General features: G+C 70.8%; 18 protein-coding genes. 14 read left to right on the forward strand and 4 right to left on the reverse strand.

The window, feature by feature from the left end; genetic code table 11:
- Positions 1-49: 49 nt before the first annotated feature.
- A complete protein-coding gene (locus JHW38_RS15425; protein WP_207522223.1) occupies positions 50-1408 on the forward strand; it encodes a hypothetical protein in 1359 nt (452 codons plus the stop codon).
- 41 nt (positions 1409-1449) lie between these two features.
- A complete protein-coding gene (gene xth, locus JHW38_RS15430; RefSeq protein WP_207522224.1) occupies positions 1450-2217 on the forward strand; it encodes an exodeoxyribonuclease III in 768 nt (255 codons plus the stop codon).
- Positions 2218-2290: 73 nt separating this feature from the next.
- Here the strand turns inward: xth and JHW38_RS15435 are convergent, their stop codons facing one another.
- Entirely contained in the window at positions 2291-2566 is a 276-nt protein-coding gene (locus tag JHW38_RS15435) for a GlsB/YeaQ/YmgE family stress response membrane protein (RefSeq protein WP_206412521.1), read from the reverse strand.
- A gap of 405 nt (positions 2567-2971) precedes the next feature.
- Complete coding sequence (locus JHW38_RS15440; RefSeq protein ID WP_207522225.1) at positions 2972-4360, reverse strand: AMP-binding protein; 1389 nt, start codon at positions 4358-4360, stop codon at positions 2972-2974.
- 220 nt (positions 4361-4580) lie between these two features.
- Here JHW38_RS15440 and JHW38_RS15445 point away from each other — a divergent pair, with 220 nt between their 5' ends.
- The 8 genes from JHW38_RS15445 to JHW38_RS15480 all read left to right on the forward strand — a co-directional run bounded on the left by JHW38_RS15445 (position 4581) and on the right by JHW38_RS15480 (position 11186).
- Positions 4581-5168, forward strand: coding sequence for a 4'-phosphopantetheinyl transferase family protein (locus tag JHW38_RS15445; protein ID WP_207522226.1), 588 nt, complete (start codon positions 4581-4583; stop codon positions 5166-5168).
- Between the two features lie 133 nt (positions 5169-5301).
- Complete coding sequence (gene rsmG / locus JHW38_RS15450; protein WP_207522227.1) at positions 5302-5967, forward strand: 16S rRNA (guanine(527)-N(7))-methyltransferase RsmG; 666 nt, start codon at positions 5302-5304, stop codon at positions 5965-5967.
- 272 nt (positions 5968-6239) lie between these two features.
- The gene (locus tag JHW38_RS15455; protein ID WP_207522228.1) at positions 6240-7058 is read left to right on the forward strand and encodes a ParA family protein; all 819 of its coding nucleotides are present in this window, start codon (positions 6240-6242) and stop codon (positions 7056-7058) included.
- A complete protein-coding gene (locus tag JHW38_RS15460) occupies positions 7055-7972 on the forward strand; it encodes a ParB/RepB/Spo0J family partition protein (protein ID WP_207522229.1) in 918 nt (305 codons plus the stop codon). The genes JHW38_RS15455 and JHW38_RS15460 overlap by 4 nt, the downstream gene beginning before the upstream one ends.
- 418 nt (positions 7973-8390) lie before the next feature.
- Positions 8391-8816 (forward strand): hypothetical protein, encoded by a 426-nt coding sequence (locus JHW38_RS15465; RefSeq protein WP_207522230.1) that lies wholly within the window; start codon positions 8391-8393, stop codon positions 8814-8816.
- Positions 8817-8919: 103 nt separating this feature from the next.
- Positions 8920-9885 carry an NAD-dependent epimerase/dehydratase family protein gene (locus tag JHW38_RS15470; protein WP_207522231.1) on the forward strand — a complete coding sequence of 322 codons (966 nt, stop codon included), beginning with the start codon at positions 8920-8922 and terminating at the stop codon, positions 9883-9885.
- 231 nt (positions 9886-10116) lie between these two features.
- Positions 10117-10842 (forward strand): glycosyltransferase family 2 protein, encoded by a 726-nt coding sequence (locus JHW38_RS15475; protein ID WP_207522232.1) that lies wholly within the window; start codon positions 10117-10119, stop codon positions 10840-10842.
- Positions 10843-10850: 8 nt separating this feature from the next.
- Positions 10851-11186 carry a lipid-A-disaccharide synthase N-terminal domain-containing protein gene (locus tag JHW38_RS15480; protein ID WP_207522233.1) on the forward strand — a complete coding sequence of 112 codons (336 nt, stop codon included), beginning with the start codon at positions 10851-10853 and terminating at the stop codon, positions 11184-11186.
- A 16-nt stretch (positions 11187-11202) separates the two neighbouring features.
- Here JHW38_RS15480 and JHW38_RS15485 read toward each other — a convergent pair whose 3' ends face one another.
- Positions 11203-11601 (reverse strand): GFA family protein, encoded by a 399-nt coding sequence (locus JHW38_RS15485; RefSeq protein ID WP_207522234.1) that lies wholly within the window; start codon positions 11599-11601, stop codon positions 11203-11205.
- Between the two features lie 285 nt (positions 11602-11886).
- Between JHW38_RS15485 and rpmB the strand changes: the two genes are divergently transcribed.
- Positions 11887-12123, forward strand: a complete 237-nt coding sequence (gene rpmB, locus JHW38_RS15490; RefSeq protein ID WP_057916198.1) for a 50S ribosomal protein L28 — start codon at positions 11887-11889, stop codon at positions 12121-12123.
- A gap of 12 nt (positions 12124-12135) precedes the next feature.
- A complete protein-coding gene (gene rpmG / locus JHW38_RS15495) occupies positions 12136-12300 on the forward strand; it encodes a 50S ribosomal protein L33 (RefSeq protein ID WP_207522235.1) in 165 nt (54 codons plus the stop codon).
- Between the two features lie 372 nt (positions 12301-12672).
- Here rpmG and JHW38_RS15500 read toward each other — a convergent pair whose 3' ends face one another.
- Positions 12673-13902 carry a trypsin-like serine peptidase gene (locus JHW38_RS15500; protein WP_207522236.1) on the reverse strand — a complete coding sequence of 410 codons (1230 nt, stop codon included), beginning with the start codon at positions 13900-13902 and terminating at the stop codon, positions 12673-12675.
- A gap of 655 nt (positions 13903-14557) precedes the next feature.
- Here JHW38_RS15500 and JHW38_RS15505 point away from each other — a divergent pair.
- Complete coding sequence (locus JHW38_RS15505) at positions 14558-18049, forward strand: PAS domain-containing hybrid sensor histidine kinase/response regulator (protein WP_207522237.1); 3492 nt, start codon at positions 14558-14560, stop codon at positions 18047-18049.
- A 156-nt stretch (positions 18050-18205) separates the two neighbouring features.
- Complete coding sequence (locus tag JHW38_RS15510; RefSeq protein ID WP_207522238.1) at positions 18206-18670, forward strand: hypothetical protein; 465 nt, start codon at positions 18206-18208, stop codon at positions 18668-18670.
- The last annotated feature ends 37 nt before the right edge of the window (positions 18671-18707 follow it).

Below are 18707 nucleotides of genomic sequence, written 5' to 3' on the forward strand. Positions count from 1 at the left end.
CCACGGCGGCGCGGTAAAACGGCGTCAGCCCCGGATTCGAGCCATCGCCTTGGACGGCACTGTCGATCGCACCGCCCGCCAGCGCCGCCGCGTCCTGCGCCGCTGGCTGCTCGCTTATCCCGTGGTCGCGCTGGCCTTGTCGATCTATGCGGTCGCCACGTCCGCGCGCACCGACATGGGCGAATTCCTGCTGCTCGCGGTCGTCGCCGCCGGCGCGGCGCTGGCGATGCCGCTGCTGGCGCTGATCGACGGCGCGCGCAGCCGCGCGATCGGCCCGGCCGTGGGTGGCTGCCTGCTCGGCGTCGTGCCCGCGCTGCTGGTGGTCGCCTGCGTCACCGCGGCCGACCAAGCCTATTTCGAGCACACCATGAAGATGCAGCGCGAACGCATGGCCGGGCTGCTCGACGCCAGCGTGCGCGGCGACCGCGACGGCGTGCGCGCGGCGATGGCGACGCTCGCCGACGAATACGACCCGGCCCACGCGCTGTGCCTGATCGGCGCCGCCGGCCGCAGCCAGGACTGGGTGCTGCCCGAACCCGACGGCGGCGCACTGCGCGTTCCCACCGCGCGGCTGTTCGACGCCGCCGAAGCCTTGATGCAGGACCTGCCGCGCGCGCAGCGCCAGGCCGTGCTCGGCGCGCTGCTGGTGCGGCTGAGCGAACGCAATGAGGCGATCGGCTACCTGCGCGGTTGGCTGCGCCTGTGGCGCGACGCCCAGGCCGAACGCGCGTCGCGTACGCTGGCCTTCGCACAACCGCGCGCCGACGATTCCGCCGGCGACTGCCATCTCGACAGCGACGCCGACCTCGCCCGGATCGTCGCCGACACCTGGCACGACGACGGCCTGCGCGCCTGGATCGCCGCCGGCTACGGTTTCTCGGCGGAACAGGGACCGCCCGCGCTCGACGGACTGCGCAGCGAGGCCGGTCTGGACGCGTTGCTCGCCGCCGGCTTCGACCTGCGCGCGGCGCTGCGCCGGCCGGTCGCCAACAACGAGGCCATGCACCAGCTCGCCGCCCGCCTGCCGCTGCGGCTGGACCAAGGCGACGACCCCGCCGCGCTGGCCGGGCTGACCGAAGCCTATCTGCGCGCCGGCGCCGAACTCGGCCGGACCCGCTACGGCAAGACCCTGTGCGAAACCTTCCGCGACGCCGAGCGCAGCCAGGCCGCCGACCGCGCGTCTGCGCCCGCGGCCGCGCGCACCACCGCGGCCGAGCGCATCGATCGGGCGCTGTGCCCGCAGGGCCGGCCGCCGGCGCCGACGTCTTCGTCCACCACCGCTTACGAAGACAGCCTCGCGGCGGCCTCCGACGCCGCGTCGGAGGCGGCCCGGCGCGAGGCGCTCGGGTCGTCGCAGTCGCCGAGCCCCGAGCCGCCGGCGCCCGAACCGGCCACGCCCGCACATTGAGGCGACATCGCCGCGCCCGCAAACGCGGCTACACTTCGCCCATGAAAATCGTCAGCTGGAACGTCAACTCCCTCAACGTGCGCCTGCCGCACCTGCAGCAGTGGCTGGAGGCGTTCGCGCCCGACATCGTCGCGCTGCAGGAAACCAAGCTCGAAGACAGCCGCTTCCCCGACACCGCGTTGGCCGAGGCCGGCTACCGCAGCGTGTTCGCCGGGCAGAAGACCTACAACGGCGTGGCGATCCTCTCGCGCGAAGCCGCGCAGGACGTGCAGGTCGGCATTCCGGGTTTCGACGACGAGCAGCAGCGCGTCATCGCCGCGACCGTCGGCGGGCTGCGCATCATCGACCTGTACGTGGTCAACGGCCAGGACGTGGGCACCGACAAGTACGCCTACAAGCTGCGCTGGCTCGATGCGGCGCACGCCTGGATCCAGGACGAGCTCAGCCGCCATCCCGACCTGATCGTGCTCGGCGATTTCAACATCGCCCCGGAAGCGCGCGACACCCACGACCCGGCGGTGTGGAACGACAGCCACATCCTCACCTCCACCGCCGAGCGCGACGCGCTGCAACGGCTGCTGGCGCTGGGCCTGCACGACGCGTTCCGGCTGTTCCCGCAGGAAGAAAACCAGTTCTCGTGGTGGGACTACCGCCAGGCCGGCTTCCGCCGCAACCTCGGCCTGCGCATCGACCTGACCCTGATTTCCGACTCGCTGCGCGCGCGCTGCGTGGCCGCCGGCATCGACCGCGAACCGCGCACCTGGGACCGTCCCAGCGATCACGCGCCGGCGTGGGTCGAACTGGCCTGAGCCCGCGCGTTTTCGCCCAAGCAAAAGGCCCGGCATTGCCGGGCCTTCTGTTTTTCGCGGCGCCTGCTTGCGCTCAGCGCACGCGGCCGCGCCGGAACAGGTTGACGATGCCGAGCAGCACGATCGCGCCGACCAGCGACAAGGCCAGCCCGGCGACGTTGAACGCGCCGCTGTTGATGGTGCCGGCGCCGATGCCGAGCACGCCGCCGAGCCAACCGCCGAGGAAGGCGCCGACGATGCCGACGATGATGTTGAGGAAAATGCCTTGCTGGCCGTCGGTGCGCATGATCATGCTGGCGATCCAACCGATGATGCCGCCTACGACCAACCAAACGATGATGCCGAACATTGCGTCTTCTCCTGAGGTTGCACAGGTGATGCGAACGGCGCCGTAGTGCGTGAAACGTAGCGCTGGCGCCGTTGCCTGAACGGGGTTGCGGCCAGTCTGGTACCGATGGCGTGACGGCAACGTCGAATTGCGCGCGTTGGTCATGTGAAGAAGCGAACGACGCGGGCGTTCGTGAACGTCGCGGCGCGATTTCGCGACAACTTGCGCATGCGGGGGCTGCCTGCTGCAGGAGCGGCGCAAGCCGCGACCGCGCCAACGCGACCATTGCGACCGCATCGGTCGCACGGCTGGCCGCAGACGCAAACGAACACGACGGCCGCTCAACGCGGCCGGTGAAAATTTCGTCGTGGTTGGCTTGGCGCGGTCGCGGCTCGCGCCGCTCCTACAGGGGGGAGCGATCGCGGCTTACGTTTGCGCGCGCAGCATCGCTTCCAGCGCATCGCGCGGCAGTTTGCCGGTGTCGTTGCGCGGCAACGCGGCCACTTTCTTGAGCGGGCGCGGCAGGAACACCGGATCCACGCTCTGCCGCAATGCGGCCAGGATCTGCGCTTCGCTGAGCGACGGCGCGACCGCCAATGCGGCGATGCGGCGCACGCCGAACGCATCGGCTTCGTCGAGCTGGAACACCGCGCCGTCGTCGACGCCGTCGATCGCCAGCAGCTTGCGGGTCAGATCGCCGAGCGAGGCGCGCTTGCCGGCGATTTCGAGCAGGTCGGCGGCGCGGCCGCGCACGTGGAAGCGGCCGTCGGCGTCGACTTCCATCAGGTCGGCCAGCACCACCGCTTCGGGCAAGTGCGCGGCGTGGATCGCGGTGCCGTCGGGCTGCGGGCACACGCGCACGCCGGGCAGCGGCGTCCACGCCAGTTCCTGCGCGGTGCGGCGGCGCGCGAACACGCAAGTTTCGGTCGAACCGAACACTTCGCGCACTTCGCAGCCGTAGCGCCGTTCCGCGGTCTGCGCCAGTTCCTGCGACAGCGGCGCGGTGGCCGAGACGATGCCGGCCAGCGGCGGCAGTTCGATCTGCGATTCGACCAGCGCGCGCAAGTGCACGGGCGTGGTCACCAGCAACGGGGGCGTGGCGGCGTCGGCCAGCGCGCGCGCGACGTCGCCGGGAAAGAACGGCCGCTGCGCATGCACCGCGACCGGGCCGAGCAAGGGCAGCAGCACCGACATCTCCATGCCGTACATATGCTGCGGCGGCACGGTGGCCACGACTTCGGTGACGCCGTCCGCGCGCAGCAGGCCGGCCAGCGCGGCCAGGTTCTGCGCGGTGCTGGTGCGGAAGCCGCCCCAGGTCTTGAGGTTCGGCTTGGGCTGGCCGGTGCTGCCGGAAGTGAAGCCGATCGCCAGCAGCGCTTCGTCGTCGACGCGCAGCGGTTCGCCCGCGAGCGGCGGCAACGCCTGCTGCAGCCGCAGATAGCGCGGCGGCACCGGTTCGAGTTCGAGATCGCCGACGCAGTAACTTTCGGGGTAGCGGCCGAGCACGTCGTCGACGATCGCCGGCGCGCGCGACGGCGGCAGCAGGTTGATCTGGCCGCGCACCGCGACCGCGCACAGCGCGACCAGGAAGCGGTAGCGGTCCTCGCACAGGTTCACCGCATGCCGCGCCTGCGGCAGGCGCGCGGCCAGCGCGCGCACGTCGCCTTCGAACGCGGCGCGGTCGATGCGGCCGCCGGGGCCGAACGCGAGCGCGCGCGTCGGCGCGCCGGACAGAAGCTCCCGCCACGCGGACTCGGATTCGCAATTGGGCTGGGGCGCCGGGGCGCCGTGGCTCGGATCGATGACCGCTGACATTCGCTGTGGTTTTCCGCTGTGTTGCCTGAAACTTGCCGGGCCCTGCCTGATCGCAGGCTGACGAACCGCCTCGGCGCGGCCTCGGCCGCGCCGGTACTGCGCCTGCTGCGGCCCGCGCGCAAGCGCCGCGCCCCCGCGCAGCTGCCGTACGAACGAAACCCGATCCCCTGGGTTTAGCTTACGCTGACCGACCCGCCGCACGCCAAGCCCGCATCTGTTCATGTCCCTGTCCGCCGTCACCGCCCCGCCGCTGTGGACCCCGCCGCGCTGGATCTGGCTGCCGCATCCGCACGGCGAACCGGCGCAGCCGCAGGCGCGCGCCTGGCTCGCCGCCGAACTCGGCGACCCGGACCTGCAAGTGGCGCGCGACGGCCGCCAGCGTCCGCACCTGCTGCCGCCGCACCAGGGCTGGGACTGCAACTGGAGCCACAGCGGCGACCGCCTGCTGGTGGCGCTGGGCCGCGGCGGCCGGGTCGGCGTCGACCTGGAGCGGCTGCACCGGCGCCCGCGCGCGCTGGAGGTGGCCAAGCGCTACTTCACCGAACGCGAGGCGCAGTGGCTGGCGGCGCAGGACGATCGCGATCTGGCGTTCCTGCGGCTGTGGTGCGCGAAGGAAGCCGTGCTCAAGGCGCACGGGCACGGGCTGTCGTTCGGGCTGCACCGGCTGCGCCTGGAACCGGCGGCCGACGGGTTGCGGCTGGTGGAATGCGATGCGGAGCTGGGCGTGCCGGAGCAGTGGCGGCTGCTGGAGATCGCACCGGGGCCCGGATACCTGGGCGCGCTGGCGTGGCGGATGGAGCCGCTGTAGGGGCGGCGCGAGCCGCGGCTGCGGGGTTTTCGATGGCGCCGAGACTTTCGCCGTAGCGGGATTTTCGCGGTCGCGGCTCGCGCCGCTCCTACAACAAGCTTCGGCCATCGCGCATTCGGCGATAATCGCCGCGATGAACGCTCCCACTTCCCTACCGCCCGGCCTGCGCGGCGAGCTCGAGGCCGGCCTGTCCGCGCTCGCGCTCGACCCGGCGCTGGCGACGCCGCTGCTGGACTACCTGGCCCTGCTGGCGCGCTGGAACCGCACCTACAACCTCACCGCGGTGCGCGACCCGCACGAGATGGTCGGCAAGCACCTGCTCGATTCGCTGGCCATGCACCGCTACGCCGAGGCCCTCGCGGCGCGCGGCGGCGCGCTGGCCGACCTCGGCACCGGCGCCGGCCTGCCCGGCATCCCGTTGTCGATCGTCAAGCCGGGCCTGCGCGTGACCCTGGTCGAGAGCAACGGCAAGAAGGCCCGCTTCATGCGCGAGGCGCTGCGCCAGCTCGGGCTCAGGCACGCGCGGGTGGCCGAATCGCGGATCGAGGCCTTCGCCGAGCCGGGCGCCTACGACGCCATCACCGCGCGCGCCCTGGCCACGCTGCCGCTGATCCTGGAACTCGGCGGGCACCTGCTCAAGCCCGGCGGGGTGCTGCTGGCGATGAAGGGCGTGCGCCCGGACGAGGAAATCGCCGCCCTGCCCGCGGGCTGGGAGCTGCGCGCGGTCGAGCCGATGGCGGTGCCGGGGCTGGCCGCGGAGCGGCATATGGTGGTGATCGGGCGGGTCGGCGAGGGCTGATCCGGGCGGCGGACGCCGGGCGCGGCGACGGCGATCTGCGCTGCGGCCTGCGCGGTAGCGGAATTGGCGCGGTCGCGGCTTGCGCCGCTCCTGCAGGGGGCTGCGGCTACCATACGGCGGCCGGGCGGAACGTCCGGCGCCACGCGCCGCCCCAGGACGCCCCAAGCGCGCGGCGGCCGGGGCGGGCATAATCCCCTGTCCGGTCGGCGCCACGCGCCGCCGGCATCGTCAGCTTCTTCTTTATTCACTCCGCAACCGCAGGGACGAGCCGCATGGCCCGCATCATCGCCGTCGCCAATCAGAAAGGCGGGGTCGGCAAGACCACCACCGCGGTCAACCTGGCCGCCGCGCTGGCCGGCGCGCCCAAGCGCGTGCTGCTGGTCGACCTGGACCCGCAGGGCAACGCCACGATGGGCAGCGGCATCGACAAGCGCCAGCTCGAGGACTCGGTCTGCGACGTGCTGCTGGGCGAGGCCGACGCCGCCGCCACGATCGTGCAGGCGCCGGAAAGCTTCGACCTGTTGCCGGGCAATATCGACCTCACCGCGGCCGAAATCCGCCTGATGAACGAAGATGCGCGCGAGCAGCGGCTCAAGCGCGCGCTCGAACCGCTGCGCGCGAACTACGACTTCATCATCATCGACTGCCCGCCGGCGCTGTCGCTGCTGACCTTGAACGCGCTGACCGCGGCCGATTCGGTGATCGTGCCGATGCAGTGCGAGTACTACGCCCTGGAAGGCCTCAGCGCGCTGGTCGAGACCATCGATGCGCTCAAGGCCCAGCTGAACCCTTCACTCGAAATCGAAGGCGTGTTGCGCACCATGTTCGACGTGCGCAACAACCTCGCCAACGCCGTCTCCGCCGACCTCACCGCCCACTTCGGCGACCGGGTCTTCCGCACGATCGTGCCGCGCAACGTGCGTCTGGCCGAAGCGCCGAGCTACGGCCAGAGCATCGTCGGCTACGACCGCGCCAGCCGCGGCGGCATCGCCTACCTGGGCCTGGCCGGCGAAGTGCTGCGCCGCCAGCGCGAGCGCGATCAGGCCGCCGCCAAGACCGCGCGCAGCGCCACCGCGGAGACCCCGGCATGAGCAATCCCGCCAAGAAGCGCGGCCTCGGCCGCGGCCTGGAAGCCTTGCTCGGCCCCAAGGCCGCCGCCGAAGCGCCGACCCTGGTCGAAGCCCAGCCCGGCGACCTGCTGCGGCACCTGCCGGTCGATTCGCTGAGCGCCGGCAAGTACCAGCCGCGCAAGCACTGGGACGAGGAAAAGCTCGCCGAGCTGGCCGAGTCGATCAAGGCCCAGGGCGTGATCCAGCCGATCGTCGTGCGCGAGATCGGCGAACGCGGCGGCAAGACCTACGAAATCATCGCCGGCGAACGCCGCTGGCGCGCCTCGCGCCTGGCCGGGCTGGCCGAGATCCCGGTGGTCATCCGCGAAGTCGACGACCGCACCGTGGTCGCGATGGCGCTGATCGAGAACATCCAGCGCGAAGACCTCAACCCGCTCGAAGAAGCGCAGGCGCTGACCCGCCTGATCGACGAATTCGACCTCACCCACGCCCAGGCCGCCGAGGCCGTGGGCCGCTCGCGCGCGGCGGTGTCGAACCTGCTGCGCCTGCTCGAGCTGCCGGGCGAGATCCGGGTGCTGGTGGAGACCCGTTCGCTGGAAATGGGGCACGCGCGCGCGCTGCTGACCCTGGCGCCGCAGGCCGCGATCGCCCTGGCCCGCCAGGCCGCCGAGCTCGGCTGGTCGGTGCGCGACGTCGAACATCGCGTGCAGCAGCTCGCCGCCGGCAAGATCCCGGTGTCCGGCAAGCCCAAGCCGGCCAAACTCAAGCCGCAGGCCGACATCGTGACCCTGGAGCGCGAGCTGTCGGAATCGCTCAACACCAAGGTCAACGTGCTGCACGGCCGCGGCGGCAAGGGCCGGCTGGTGATCCACTACACCGACCTGGATTCGCTCGAAGGCGTGCTGGAAAAGCTGCGCGGCAAGGTCGAGGCTTAAGCCTCGCGGGCGGGCTTCGGGCCCGGGCCGCCGCGCTTTCTGCAAGAAGTCCTCGACGCGAGGTTTCCCGCGCGTTTGCGGCAGGGCCTCAGGCCCGACGCCTTCCGATCCGGCTGCGATCTAAGGCGCCCGCTCGGCGGCGCCCGACCGCGCCGCCCCGCCATCTCCTTCAGCTCGCTGAACCGAGTACCGGCTCGGTCGTTTCCCCCTAGCCTGATCGCGCCGCCCTAGCGGCCGCCTCCGTGTTTTGTCGACCGTAACGACACCGGATCGCGAGGGGTTCCACTAAACTTGCGCCACCGTCCCCCGCCGCCTGCCCTGCCGGATCCCGTCCGGCCGGGCGCTGGGCGTCGCCGGTGCGGTAGGCAGTTTCAGAAATTCAGGCACTGAAAAATCCACCGAGCAAGGAGATGCAACGATGAAATGGATGGCCGCCGCCGCGCTGATGCTGGCCCCGGTCCTGGCCTGGGCGCAAACCGGCACCTGCCCGGCGCTCAAGAACCCGGACATGAAGTGGAACCAGCGCCAGGGCGACAACTACACCCTGTGCTACATCGAACTGCCCGGCAGCGTCAGCACCGGTTTCGGCATCTATGTCGGCCACCGCACGTTCAAGCCGGACAAGAAGGCCAAAGCCGAGAAGGGCGCGGTCGGCACCCAGCAGGTGCAGTGGTACACCAAGGCCACCCCGGGCAACGCGCGTCCGTACTCGCGCGAAGCGATGATCGTGATCCCCGGCGACAAGCCCAAGAGCAAGCTCAAGGTCTACGCCTGGATCGACGCGGCCACCGCCGAACAGCTGAGCCAGGCCACCGCGATCGCCAAGCAGGTGGCGCTGAACTGAGGCCCCGGCCCGGCCGGATCCGCGACCGCGACGCGCGTGCAATGCGCGCGTCGCGGGCACGACGGATAATGTGCGCCCGTCCCGACCGCCGGCCTTCCCTCGCATGACCATCCTCGTCACCGGCGCCGCCGGCTTCATCGGCGCCAACGTCTGCCGCGCGCTGCGCGCCCAGGGCCGCGCCGTGGTCGGCCTGGACAACTACAACGATTACTACGACCCGCAGATCAAGCGCGACCGCGTCGCCGCGCTGTGTCCGGACGTGGACATCCGCGCGCTCGACCTGACCGACCGCGACGGCCTGGCCGCGCTGTTCGACGAGTTCGCGTTCGAGCGCGTGGTGCACCTGGCCGCGCAGGCCGGCGTGCGCTACTCGCTGAGCAATCCGCACGCCTACGTCGACAGCAACCTGGTCGGCTTCGTCAATCTGCTGGAACTGTGCCGCCACCGCGGCGTGCAGCACCTGGCCTACGCCTCGTCCTCGTCGGTGTACGGCGACTCGGCGACGCCTCCGTTCTCGGAAGACCAGCGCATCGACAAGCCGCGCTCGCTGTACGCGGCGACCAAGGCCGCCAACGAGCTGATGGCCTACACCTACGCCCAGCTGTACGGCCTGCGCGCGACCGGCCTGCGCTTCTTCACCGTGTACGGCCCGTGGGGCAGGCCGGACATGGCGCCGCTGCTGTTCTCGCGCGCGGTCCTGGCCGGGCGCCCGATCGAGGTGTTCAACCACGGCAAGATGCGCCGCGACTTCACCTACATCGACGACATCGTCGCCGGCGTCATCGGCGCGCTCGACCACCCGTCCGAAGCGGTCCCGCCGCACCGCGTGTTCAACCTCGGCAACCACACCCCGGTCGAGCTGGAGCGTTTCATCCAGGTCATCGCCGACGCCGCCGGCCGGCCGGCGCAGAAGGTCTACAAGCCGATGCAGCCCGGCGACATGGTCGAAACCATGGCCGACACCGCGCTCGCCCGGGCCGCGTTCGGCTTCGAGCCGGCGACCTCGATCGAGGCCGGGCTGCCCGGCGTGGTCGCCTGGTGCCGCGACTATTTCGGCGACAATGCTTGAAGTTCGGCTGTTTTCCAGACCTGGGGCGGGTTTTTAGCCGCACTACGGTGGCCCGTGACGATTCCGACCGAATCTGAACACCGGCGCAGGTAAGCTCCGCGGTTTGCGCCGGCGGCCGGGCTGCGCACAATGAATCGTTAAACCCGGCGCGGCAGGCTTGCGTCTCAGGCGCTCCTGCGGCATATCGCGCATGCCCGCCGGACCTCCCCCGAATTCCCTCGAGTTCCATCCATGACCCAAACCCCACAACTGTCGGTCGTCGTTCCGGTGTTCAACGAACAGGACAACGTCGCGCCCCTGGTCCAGGAAATCACCACCGCGCTGCGCGGCGTGGCCGATTTCGAGATCGTCTATGTGGACGACCATTCGCGCGACGGCACCCTGGCGGCGCTGGAAGCGCTGAAAGCCGGCGTACCCGAGCTGCGCGTGCTGCACCACGTAACCCAGAGCGGGCAGAGCACCGCGGTGCGCAACGGGGTCAAGGCCGCGCGCGGCGCCTGGATCGCGACCCTCGACGGCGACGGCCAGAACGACCCGGCCGACATTCCCAAGCTGCTGGCCAAGCGCGCCGAATCGGCGCCGCAGTTCAAGCTGTTCGCCGGCTGGCGGGTCAACCGCCAGGACTCCGGCAGCAAGCGCTGGGCGTCGAAGTGGGCCAACGCGATCCGCAGCCGCATGCTGCGCGACGACACCCCCGACACCGGCTGCGGCATCAAGCTGTTCGAGCGCGCCGCGTTCCTGGAACTGCCGTACTTCGACCACATGCACCGCTACCTGCCGGCGCTGATGCAACGCGCCGGCTACCAGACCGTCAGCGTACCGGTGAACCACCGCGCGCGCGGCGCCGGCGTGTCCAAGTACAACAACCTCAACCGCGCCCTGGTCGGCATCAGCGACCTGCGCGGCGTGGCCTGGCTGATCCGCCGCGGCAAGCTGACCCAGATCGTCGAACGCTGAGCGCCGCCATGGACTTGATGAATTCCCCGATCGGGTGGCTGGCCTGGACCGGCCTGCACATGTCGCCGTGGAAGCTGATCGGCCTGATCGGCGCGCTGATGTTCGGCGGCCGCTGGCTGGTCCAGTTCGTCGCCAGCAAGCGCGCGGGCAAGCCGGTGATCCCGCGGGTGTTCTGGTACATGAGCCTGATCGGCAGCGCGATGACCCTGAGCTACTTCCTGTTCTCGCAAAAGCAGGACTCGGTCGGGGTGATCCAGAACCTGTTCCCGGCGTTCACCGCGGCCTACAGCCTGTACCTGGACATCAAGCACCGCGGCTGGCGCCGCGACCGCGCCAGCCACTGAGCCGGCGCCCGCGGGGCTAGTCGAGCTGCTCGCACCCGGGCGGCACCACGACCCAGGCATGGCGGCGTTCGCCGTACACCGAGACCTGCGGCGGCGGCGGAAACGCCGGATCGGCGAACGCGCCGGCCGCGACCAGGACGATGCCGGGCAGCGCCTCGGGCCGCCAGAACACGGTCGAGCCGCAGTGCGGGCAGAAACCGAAACGGGCCCGGTTGCCGCTGTCGCCGGCCTTGACGAACTCTCGCGTCTCGCCCTGCACCGCGACCGAGGCTTCGGGATAGCGCACCTGATAGCTGAACGCGCTGCCGGTGCGGCGCTGGCAGGCCAGGCAGTGGCAGATCGAGATCCGCAGCGGTTCGCCCTCGCAGGCCAGGCTCAGCTGGCCGCAGGCGCAGGAAGCGGTGCGACGGGTCATGGCGCTCGTCCTCGACGGGGTGGTCCGCCGCCGGAGTATGGCGCCGGGCCGCGTCGCATGGGCCAAGTGCTTGTTCCGGCTTGTAATTGCCGGCATAATGCGCGGCTCGCTGTGTCCGGCCGCCTCTCGAGGCGTCACCGGGCGGCCCCGGAAGCGCGATTCCGGACCGCCACGTGCAGCGGAAATTCCACCTGTATCGCGCGGTGCAAGCGTCTTCATCGATGCCGGCATCGGGGCCGCCGCCTCCCTGGCCAAGGGAAGCATCCAACCTTTTAGAGGTGCGCAATGTCCCGCGTATGCCAAGTTACGGGCAAGCGAACGACGACCGGCAACAACGTCTCGCATGCCATGAACAAAACCCGCCGCCGTTTCCTCCCCAACCTGCACGAGCGCCGTTTCTGGGTCGCCAGTGAGAACCGTTGGGTGAAGCTGCGCGTTTCCGCCCACGCCCTGCGCACCATCGACAAGAACGGCATCGACTCCGTTCTCGCCGAGCTGCGCGCCCGCGGCGAAAAGATCTAAGGAGGATCGACCATGGCTTCCAAGCGCGACAAGATCCGCCTGATCTCGACGGCGAACACCGGTCACTTCTACACGACCGACAAGAACAAGAAGAACACCCCGGCCAAGATGGAGATCAAGAAGTACGATCCCGTCGTCCGTAAGCACGTGATCTACAAGGAAGGCAAGATCAAGTGACGCAATGGCGCGTTCGCGCCTAGCGCGAACGCCTTTGCCATTGCGTCATCCCCGCGAAAGCGGGGATCCAGAGCCTTCAGAAGCGAACCCGCCTACATGGCGGGTTTTCTTTTGCGCGGATTTCGCCGAGGCATCCGGCTTGCGCGGCGAACGGCGACTCCGCGGTCGCGGCTCGCGCCGCTCCTACAGGCAGCGCTCGCCGCAACGCAGCGACCACGACGCCGCCACGAACGCGAGAGGGACTCCAACCCGACGCCTTCGCCCCGATCGCCGCGCCCCCACGGCGCGGCGATCCGAACCCAAAGCGTCGGGACCGAAGTCCCTCCCGCAACCGCGATCCCACCGACGCCTACGCGCGCCGGCTCCGCCGCATCACGGAATCACGCCGCCGAAATACGTCGACACCTGCGGCCAGATCAGCGAGATCTTCGCGCCGGAATTGAAGCAGCCGCCGAAGTGGTGCAGCGCCAGCACCTTGCCGCTGGAGCGCGCGATCACCGGCGAACCCGAGCTGCCGCCTTCGGTGTCGCAGTAATAGCCCACGTCGCTGTTGGTGGCGTTGCCGTTGACGCTGGGCGCATCGACGCGGCACTTGCCGCCGCTGTTCTGGGTGTCGGCGACGCTGAGCTCCTTCATCCGCCCGCCCGGATGGCCGGCGATGAAGATGCCTTCGTTGGCGACCGCGGCGCGCGGATCCAGGCCGAGCGAACCGAAGCTGGAGATGTTGGCGAAGTTCTTCACCGTGAACAGGGTGTAGTCCAGGGTGGCGTCGGTCTTGAGCATCTGGTCGCCCGCGACCTTGGTCACCGTCGCCTGCGCGCCGGTGCAGGTGCTGCGCTGGTAGTTGAACCAGAACTCGGCGCCGGCCACGCCGGCGGCGCTGTTGATGCAGTGGTTGTTGGTGAACATGCGGTTCTGCGAGCTCACCCGCCATGCGGTGCACAGGCTGCCGCCGCTCATGACCGCGCGCGCCACCGGCTTGGAGCCGTTGAAGGCCTGGGTGTCGCTGGTCGAATAGCAGGCCGCGGCCTGCTTGTTGTCGGTGCCGCAGATCGACTTGCCGCCGACGTCGGTGCTCAGCAGGCCTGCGTTCTGCAGCTCCGGCAGCATGTCGTCCGGATAACCTTCGAGATAACGCGTGACCTTGACCCCGTGATCCTTGCGCCACGGCTCGCGCGCCGTGCCGACCAGGCGCAGCACCGCGACCGGTCCGGAGATCGACATCGCCGAGAACCGGGTCTTGCCGTCTTCGCCGAGATCGGCGGCGACGGTGTGGCCGTCGCGGCGATCGGCGCTGTAGCGATACACCTCGCTGCCGTCGGGGCTGGCGACTTCGAGGGTCACGCCGGCCGGCAGCGAGAAGTGTTCGAAGTGCACCTTGATGAAGGACGCGTCCGGGGTGCGGATTTCCACCTGCTTGGCGCCGGCGTCGACGCCGGCGCGGCCGACGCGGCCGGGCTGCGCACCCAGTTGCAGATCGGCGGCGCGCACGTCGGCGATCTTGATCGGCGCCGGCGCGGTCTGCGCGTTGGCCGACAGCGACAGGCACAGCGCGCTGGCGAGCAGCGCGGGTACGAACAGCTTGGACATTGCGTGGTTCATTCGCTGGTCCCTCCTGGGATGTAGCGGCGCGAACACGGCTTGAGGCGATGAGGCGTGCGGGCGCGCGCCGACGCGCCGCGCGCGGGCGGCGGTCGGGCGTGGCGAGTGCTGCGCCGGAGACGATGGTTGAGGTGGCGCACGGCGAGGCCCCGCCGTGCGCGGGCGACCTTGGCAAATGCGGCGGGGGCAAACCGTGATCGCGGTGGGTTACGCGGCGCGCGGATACAGGTCGGTGGCGGAACCTTGATAGCCGGCTCAGGGCGATTGAGGCGCGGGTAAGACGCGTTCAGGGCGTTGCGGGTGAAGGGGTGCGCGTTGCGGCAGGACAGCAATGCGTAAGTGGGTGGCGGGAGTTGGGAGTTGGGAGTTGGGAGCTGGGACTTGGGATGCGGGACGACAGATCCTCTGCCGCCGCAGCAAGACACCACGGCCCCGCCTGTCGTCATCCCCGCGAAGGCGGGGATCCAGGGCTTCATCGCGGCATGACTCTGAAGTCTCTGGATCCCCGCCTTCGCGGGGATGACATTCTGGCGGGGACGCCGGCACGGGAGAATTGCGGCCGGACGCCCCGCCCAAAGTCGCACTCCGCTCGCGCCCCGCCCCCGCCACCGACCCCGTACACTCGACCGACTCCAATCACCCGGCGCCCGCACCCTTGATCCCCGGCTGGATCCTGCTGCTGGTCTCGGCCGGCTACGTCGGCCTGCTGTTCGCGGTCGCCTACTACGGCGATCAGCGCGAGCGCTCGCCGCGCGCGCGCTGGCTGCGCACCGCCGTGTATTCGCTGGCGCTGGCGGTGTACTGCTCGTCGTGGACGTTCTACGGCGCGGTCGGCACCGCCGCGCGCACCGGCCTGGGCTTCCTGCCGATCTACCTCGGCCCGCTGCTGATGCTGGCGTTCGGCTGGCGCATCCTCGAACGGCTGGTGCTGATCTCCGGCGAACACCGCATCGTCTCGATCGCCGACTTCCTGTCCTCGCGCTACGGCCGCGCGCCGGGCCTGGCCGCGCTGGTCGCCGCGGTCGCGCTGACCGCGGCGGTGCCCTACGTCGCGCTGCAATTCAAAGCGGTGGCGATGAGCGTGCAGGTGCTCGCCGGCGTGCCCGCCGACGCCGGCCTGCTCGCCGATCCGGCGTTCTACGTGGCGATGATGCTGGCGGTGTTCGCGATCCTGTTCGGCACCCGCCGCGTCGACGCGACCGAGCACCACCACGGCATGGTCCTGGCGGTGGCATTGGAATCGCTGGTCAAGCTGATCGCCTTCGTCGCCATCGGCGTGTTCGCCCTGATCCACCTGCCGGGCCTGGGCAATTACGGCGAACGCATGCAGCAGGCCGCGCGGGTGGTGCTGCAACCCGGCCTGCCCGACGGCTTCGTGACCCAGACCCTGCTCGCGTTCACCGCCATCGTCTGCCTGCCGCGCCAGTTCCACGTCGCCGTGGTCGAATGCCAGGACCCCAACGACCTGCGTTCGGCGCGCTGGCTGTTCGGCGGCTATCTGGCGCTGATCAGCCTGCTGGTGGTGCCGATCACCCTGGCCGGGCAGGCCGCGCTCGGCGGCACCGGCGTCTCGCCGGACACCTACGTGCTGGCGCTGCCGCTGCAGATGGACCGGCAGGCGCTGGCGCTGATGGTCTACATCGGCGGCTTCTCGGCCGCGACCGGCATGGTGATCGTGTCGTCGGTGGCGCTGTCGACGATGGTCAGCAACGACCTGGTCATGCCGCTGCTGCTGCGCAGCGGCGTGCTGCACGAAGGCGCGCCGCACCAGAGCCCGGGCATCGACCGGCAGGTGCTGTGGGTGCGCCGCGTCACCATCGTGCTGCTGGCGCTGATGGCCTACGGCTACCACCGCGCCTCGCTCGGCGCGAACGGGCTGGCCCAGCACGGCCTGCTCGCGTTCGCCGCGGTCGCGCAGTTCGCGCCTGCGCTGATCGGCGGCCTGTACTGGCGCGGCGCCAGCCGCGCCGGCGCGTTCGCCGGCCTGTTCGCCGGCACCGTGGTGTGGAGCTACACCCTGCTGCTGCCGGCGTTGAGCCGGATCGGCTGGATCGACCAGGGCTGGCTCGCCACCGGCCCGCTCGACATCGCGTGGCTGCGCCCGGAGCAGTTGTTCGGGCTGGTCGGCTGGGAGCCGCTGACCCACGGCACGTTCTGGTCGCTGCTGTTCAACGTCGGCGCGTTCCTGTTCGTGTCCGCGCGCCAGCGCCCGCGCCTGCAGGAACAGTTGCTGGCCGCGCCGTTTCTCGACCCGTACGTGCGCCGTCCCGCGCTCGGCCCCGGCGGCTGGGCCGGCAGCGTGCGCGGCGGCGAATTGCTGGCGCTGGCCGAGCGCATCGTCGGCGAGCGCCACGCGCGCCGCGCGTTCGAGGACTACGCGCGCCAGCAAGGCCGCGAGTGGCAGCCCGAACAACCCGCCGACCGCGCCCTGGCGCAGTTCACCGAACGCCTGCTGGCCGCGGCGATCGGCGCCGCCTCGGCGCGCCTGACCCTGACCAGCGCGCTGCGCGGTTCGGGCATGGAACTGGGCGAAGTGGTCGCACTGCTCGACGAGGCCAACCAGGAGCTGCGCTTCAACCGGCAGGTGCTGTCGACGACGATGGAAAACATCAGCCAGGGCGTCAGCGTGGTCGATCCGCAGATGCGGCTGGTGGCGTGGAACCGGCGCTATCAGGAACTGCTCGACTACCCCGACGGCATGCTCTACGTCGGCCGTCCGGTCGCCGACCTGCTGCGCTGGAACGCCGAGCGCGGCGAGATGGGGCCGGGCCCGCTCGACGAAGCCAGCATCGACGAGCTGGTGCGCCGGCGCCTCGCGCATCTGCGCGCGGGCGCGCCGCACCTGTTCGAACGCGTGCGCCCGAACGGCCAAGTGATCGAAATGGTCGGGCGGCCGTTGGTCGGCGGCGGCTACGTCACCAGCTACAGCGACGTCACCGACTACAAGCGGGTCGAACAGGCGCTGCGCGAGGCCAACGAGAACCTGGAGCAACGCGTCGAGCAGCGCACCCAGGAAGCCGAATCGGCGCAGCAGTCCAAGACCCGCTTCCTCGCCGCGGTCAGCCACGACGTACTGCAACCGCTCAACGCCGCGCGTCTGTTCACCGCGGCGCTGCGCGAGAGCGACAGCCCCGACGAACAACGGCGCCTGGCCGAACGCGTCGACGCCTCGTTGCGCGCGGCCGAGGACCTGCTCGACGGCCTGCTCGACATCTCGCGCCTGGACGCCGGCGCGCTGCGTCCGGAGCCCAGCGATTTCGACGCCGGCGAACTGCTGCGCGAACTGGCCGCGCAGTACGCGCCCAGCGCCGCCGGCCGCGGCCTGTCGCTGCGCGTGCGCGCGCCGCTCGGCGCGATGCCGGTGCGCAGCGACCGCCGCCTGCTGCGCCGCGCCTTGCAGAATTTCCTCGCCAACGCGCTGCGCTACACCCGCGAAGGCGGCGTGCTGATGGCCGCGCGCATGCGTCCGGGCGCATCGGCGGCCGAGCCGGGCCGGGTCGAGCTGCAAGTGTGGGACACCGGCCCGGGCATCCCCGAGCACCATCTGGAACAGATCTTCGACGAGTTCCAACGCTTCGACCAACCCGGCAGCGGCGGCGAACGCGGCCTCGGCCTGGGCCTGTCGATCTGCCAGCGCATCGCCCGCACCCTCGACCACCCGCTGCGGGTGCGCTCGCACATCGGCCGCGGCAGCGTGTTCTCGATCAGCGTGCCGTGGGGCCAGGTGCCGCGCGAAGCCGCGCCGGCCGAGGCCGCGCAGGCGGGGCTGGCCGATTCGCTGGCCGGCCTGCGCGTGCTGTGCATCGACAACGACCGCGAGATCCTCGACGGCATGCGCGCCCTGCTCGACCGCTGGGGCGCGACCGCCCTGCTCGCGGCGACCGTCGACGACGCGCTGGCGCTGCTCGGGCAAACGCCCGACGTGGCCCTGGTCGATTACCACCTGCACGACCGCCTCGACGGCCTGGCCACCATCGACGCGCTGCGCGCGCGGCTCGGCCGCGAACTGCCGGCGGCGCTGCTGACCGGCGACGGCAGCGACGCGCTCAAGCACGCCGCGCGCGACCGCGGCTGCCGGGTGCTGACCAAGCCGATCAAACCGGCTTCGTTGCGCGCGTTCCTGGCGGCGCAGCGACCGGCGGCGTGAGCGGCGCGGCCGATGCCATCGGCCGGCCGCGGGTCCGCGCCGCTGTCCGCTGAGGTCCGCGCGCCTTATCCTGATCCGGTTCTGCGTCGGAGCCGAAGCGAATCGCCGCGCCGCGGCCGATCCGTACCGACGCTCCATCGAGCCAGGGGAAAATCGATGCGCCTACGCAAACGTTTCGTCGCCGCGCTGGCGCTGGCCTGCGCCGCCGGCCTCGCCGTCGCCGCACCCGGGCGCGAACCGGCCCAGCCGCGTCTGGACGGGATCTATCAAGCCGATTCGGGTCGCGGCCACTTCTTCTACCTGCGCTTCTACGCCGACGGCGTCGTGGTCTCGGTGACCTCGCCGGAACCGGCGGAACAGGTCAACGACTGGTTCAACCGCGGCTGCGCCGCACTGCCGCGCGGCGCCTACACGCGGCGCGACCAACGCGTCGAATTCGTCACCCGCGCGCGGGTCGGCTCGGTCGAGTACGCCGGAACGCTCGCGCACGACCGCTTCGACGCGCATGTGCGCTCGTTGATCAACGGCCACGAATCGGACCAGACGTTCCGTTTCGTCCCGATCGCCAAGCTCAGCGAACAGCCCTCGGCGGACGCGCCGCCCGCCTGCGGGGCCGGCTAGGCGGACCGACGGCGGTTCAGGCTGCCGCGCCCGCAAC

The sequence above is a fragment of the Lysobacter enzymogenes genome, assembly GCF_017355525.1.
Classification (GTDB): domain Bacteria; phylum Pseudomonadota; class Gammaproteobacteria; order Xanthomonadales; family Xanthomonadaceae; genus Lysobacter; species Lysobacter enzymogenes_C.

Bases quoted from the DNA above. Each gene is read 5' to 3' on its own strand.
- xth (WP_207522224.1), top strand. From the start codon at position 1,450: ATGAAAATCGTCAGCTGGAACGTCAACTCCCTCAACGTGCGCCTGCCG.
- JHW38_RS15435 (WP_206412521.1), bottom strand. From the start codon at position 2,566: ATGTTCGGCATCATCGTTTGGTTGGTCGTAGGCGGCATCATCGGTTGG.
- JHW38_RS15440 (WP_207522225.1), bottom strand. From the start codon at position 4,360: ATGTCAGCGGTCATCGATCCGAGCCACGGCGCCCCGGCGCCCCAGCCC.
- JHW38_RS15445 (WP_207522226.1), top strand. From the start codon at position 4,581: ATGTCCCTGTCCGCCGTCACCGCCCCGCCGCTGTGGACCCCGCCGCGC.
- rsmG (WP_207522227.1), top strand. From the start codon at position 5,302: ATGAACGCTCCCACTTCCCTACCGCCCGGCCTGCGCGGCGAGCTCGAG.
- JHW38_RS15455 (WP_207522228.1), top strand. From the start codon at position 6,240: ATGGCCCGCATCATCGCCGTCGCCAATCAGAAAGGCGGGGTCGGCAAG.
- JHW38_RS15460 (WP_207522229.1), top strand. From the start codon at position 7,055: ATGAGCAATCCCGCCAAGAAGCGCGGCCTCGGCCGCGGCCTGGAAGCC.
- JHW38_RS15465 (WP_207522230.1), top strand. From the start codon at position 8,391: ATGAAATGGATGGCCGCCGCCGCGCTGATGCTGGCCCCGGTCCTGGCC.
- JHW38_RS15470 (WP_207522231.1), top strand. From the start codon at position 8,920: ATGACCATCCTCGTCACCGGCGCCGCCGGCTTCATCGGCGCCAACGTC.
- JHW38_RS15475 (WP_207522232.1), top strand. From the start codon at position 10,117: ATGACCCAAACCCCACAACTGTCGGTCGTCGTTCCGGTGTTCAACGAA.
- JHW38_RS15480 (WP_207522233.1), top strand. From the start codon at position 10,851: ATGGACTTGATGAATTCCCCGATCGGGTGGCTGGCCTGGACCGGCCTG.
- JHW38_RS15485 (WP_207522234.1), bottom strand. From the start codon at position 11,601: ATGACCCGTCGCACCGCTTCCTGCGCCTGCGGCCAGCTGAGCCTGGCC.
- rpmB (WP_057916198.1), top strand. From the start codon at position 11,887: ATGTCCCGCGTATGCCAAGTTACGGGCAAGCGAACGACGACCGGCAAC.
- rpmG (WP_207522235.1), top strand. From the start codon at position 12,136: ATGGCTTCCAAGCGCGACAAGATCCGCCTGATCTCGACGGCGAACACC.
- JHW38_RS15500 (WP_207522236.1), bottom strand. From the start codon at position 13,902: ATGAACCACGCAATGTCCAAGCTGTTCGTACCCGCGCTGCTCGCCAGC.
- JHW38_RS15510 (WP_207522238.1), top strand. From the start codon at position 18,206: ATGCGCCTACGCAAACGTTTCGTCGCCGCGCTGGCGCTGGCCTGCGCC.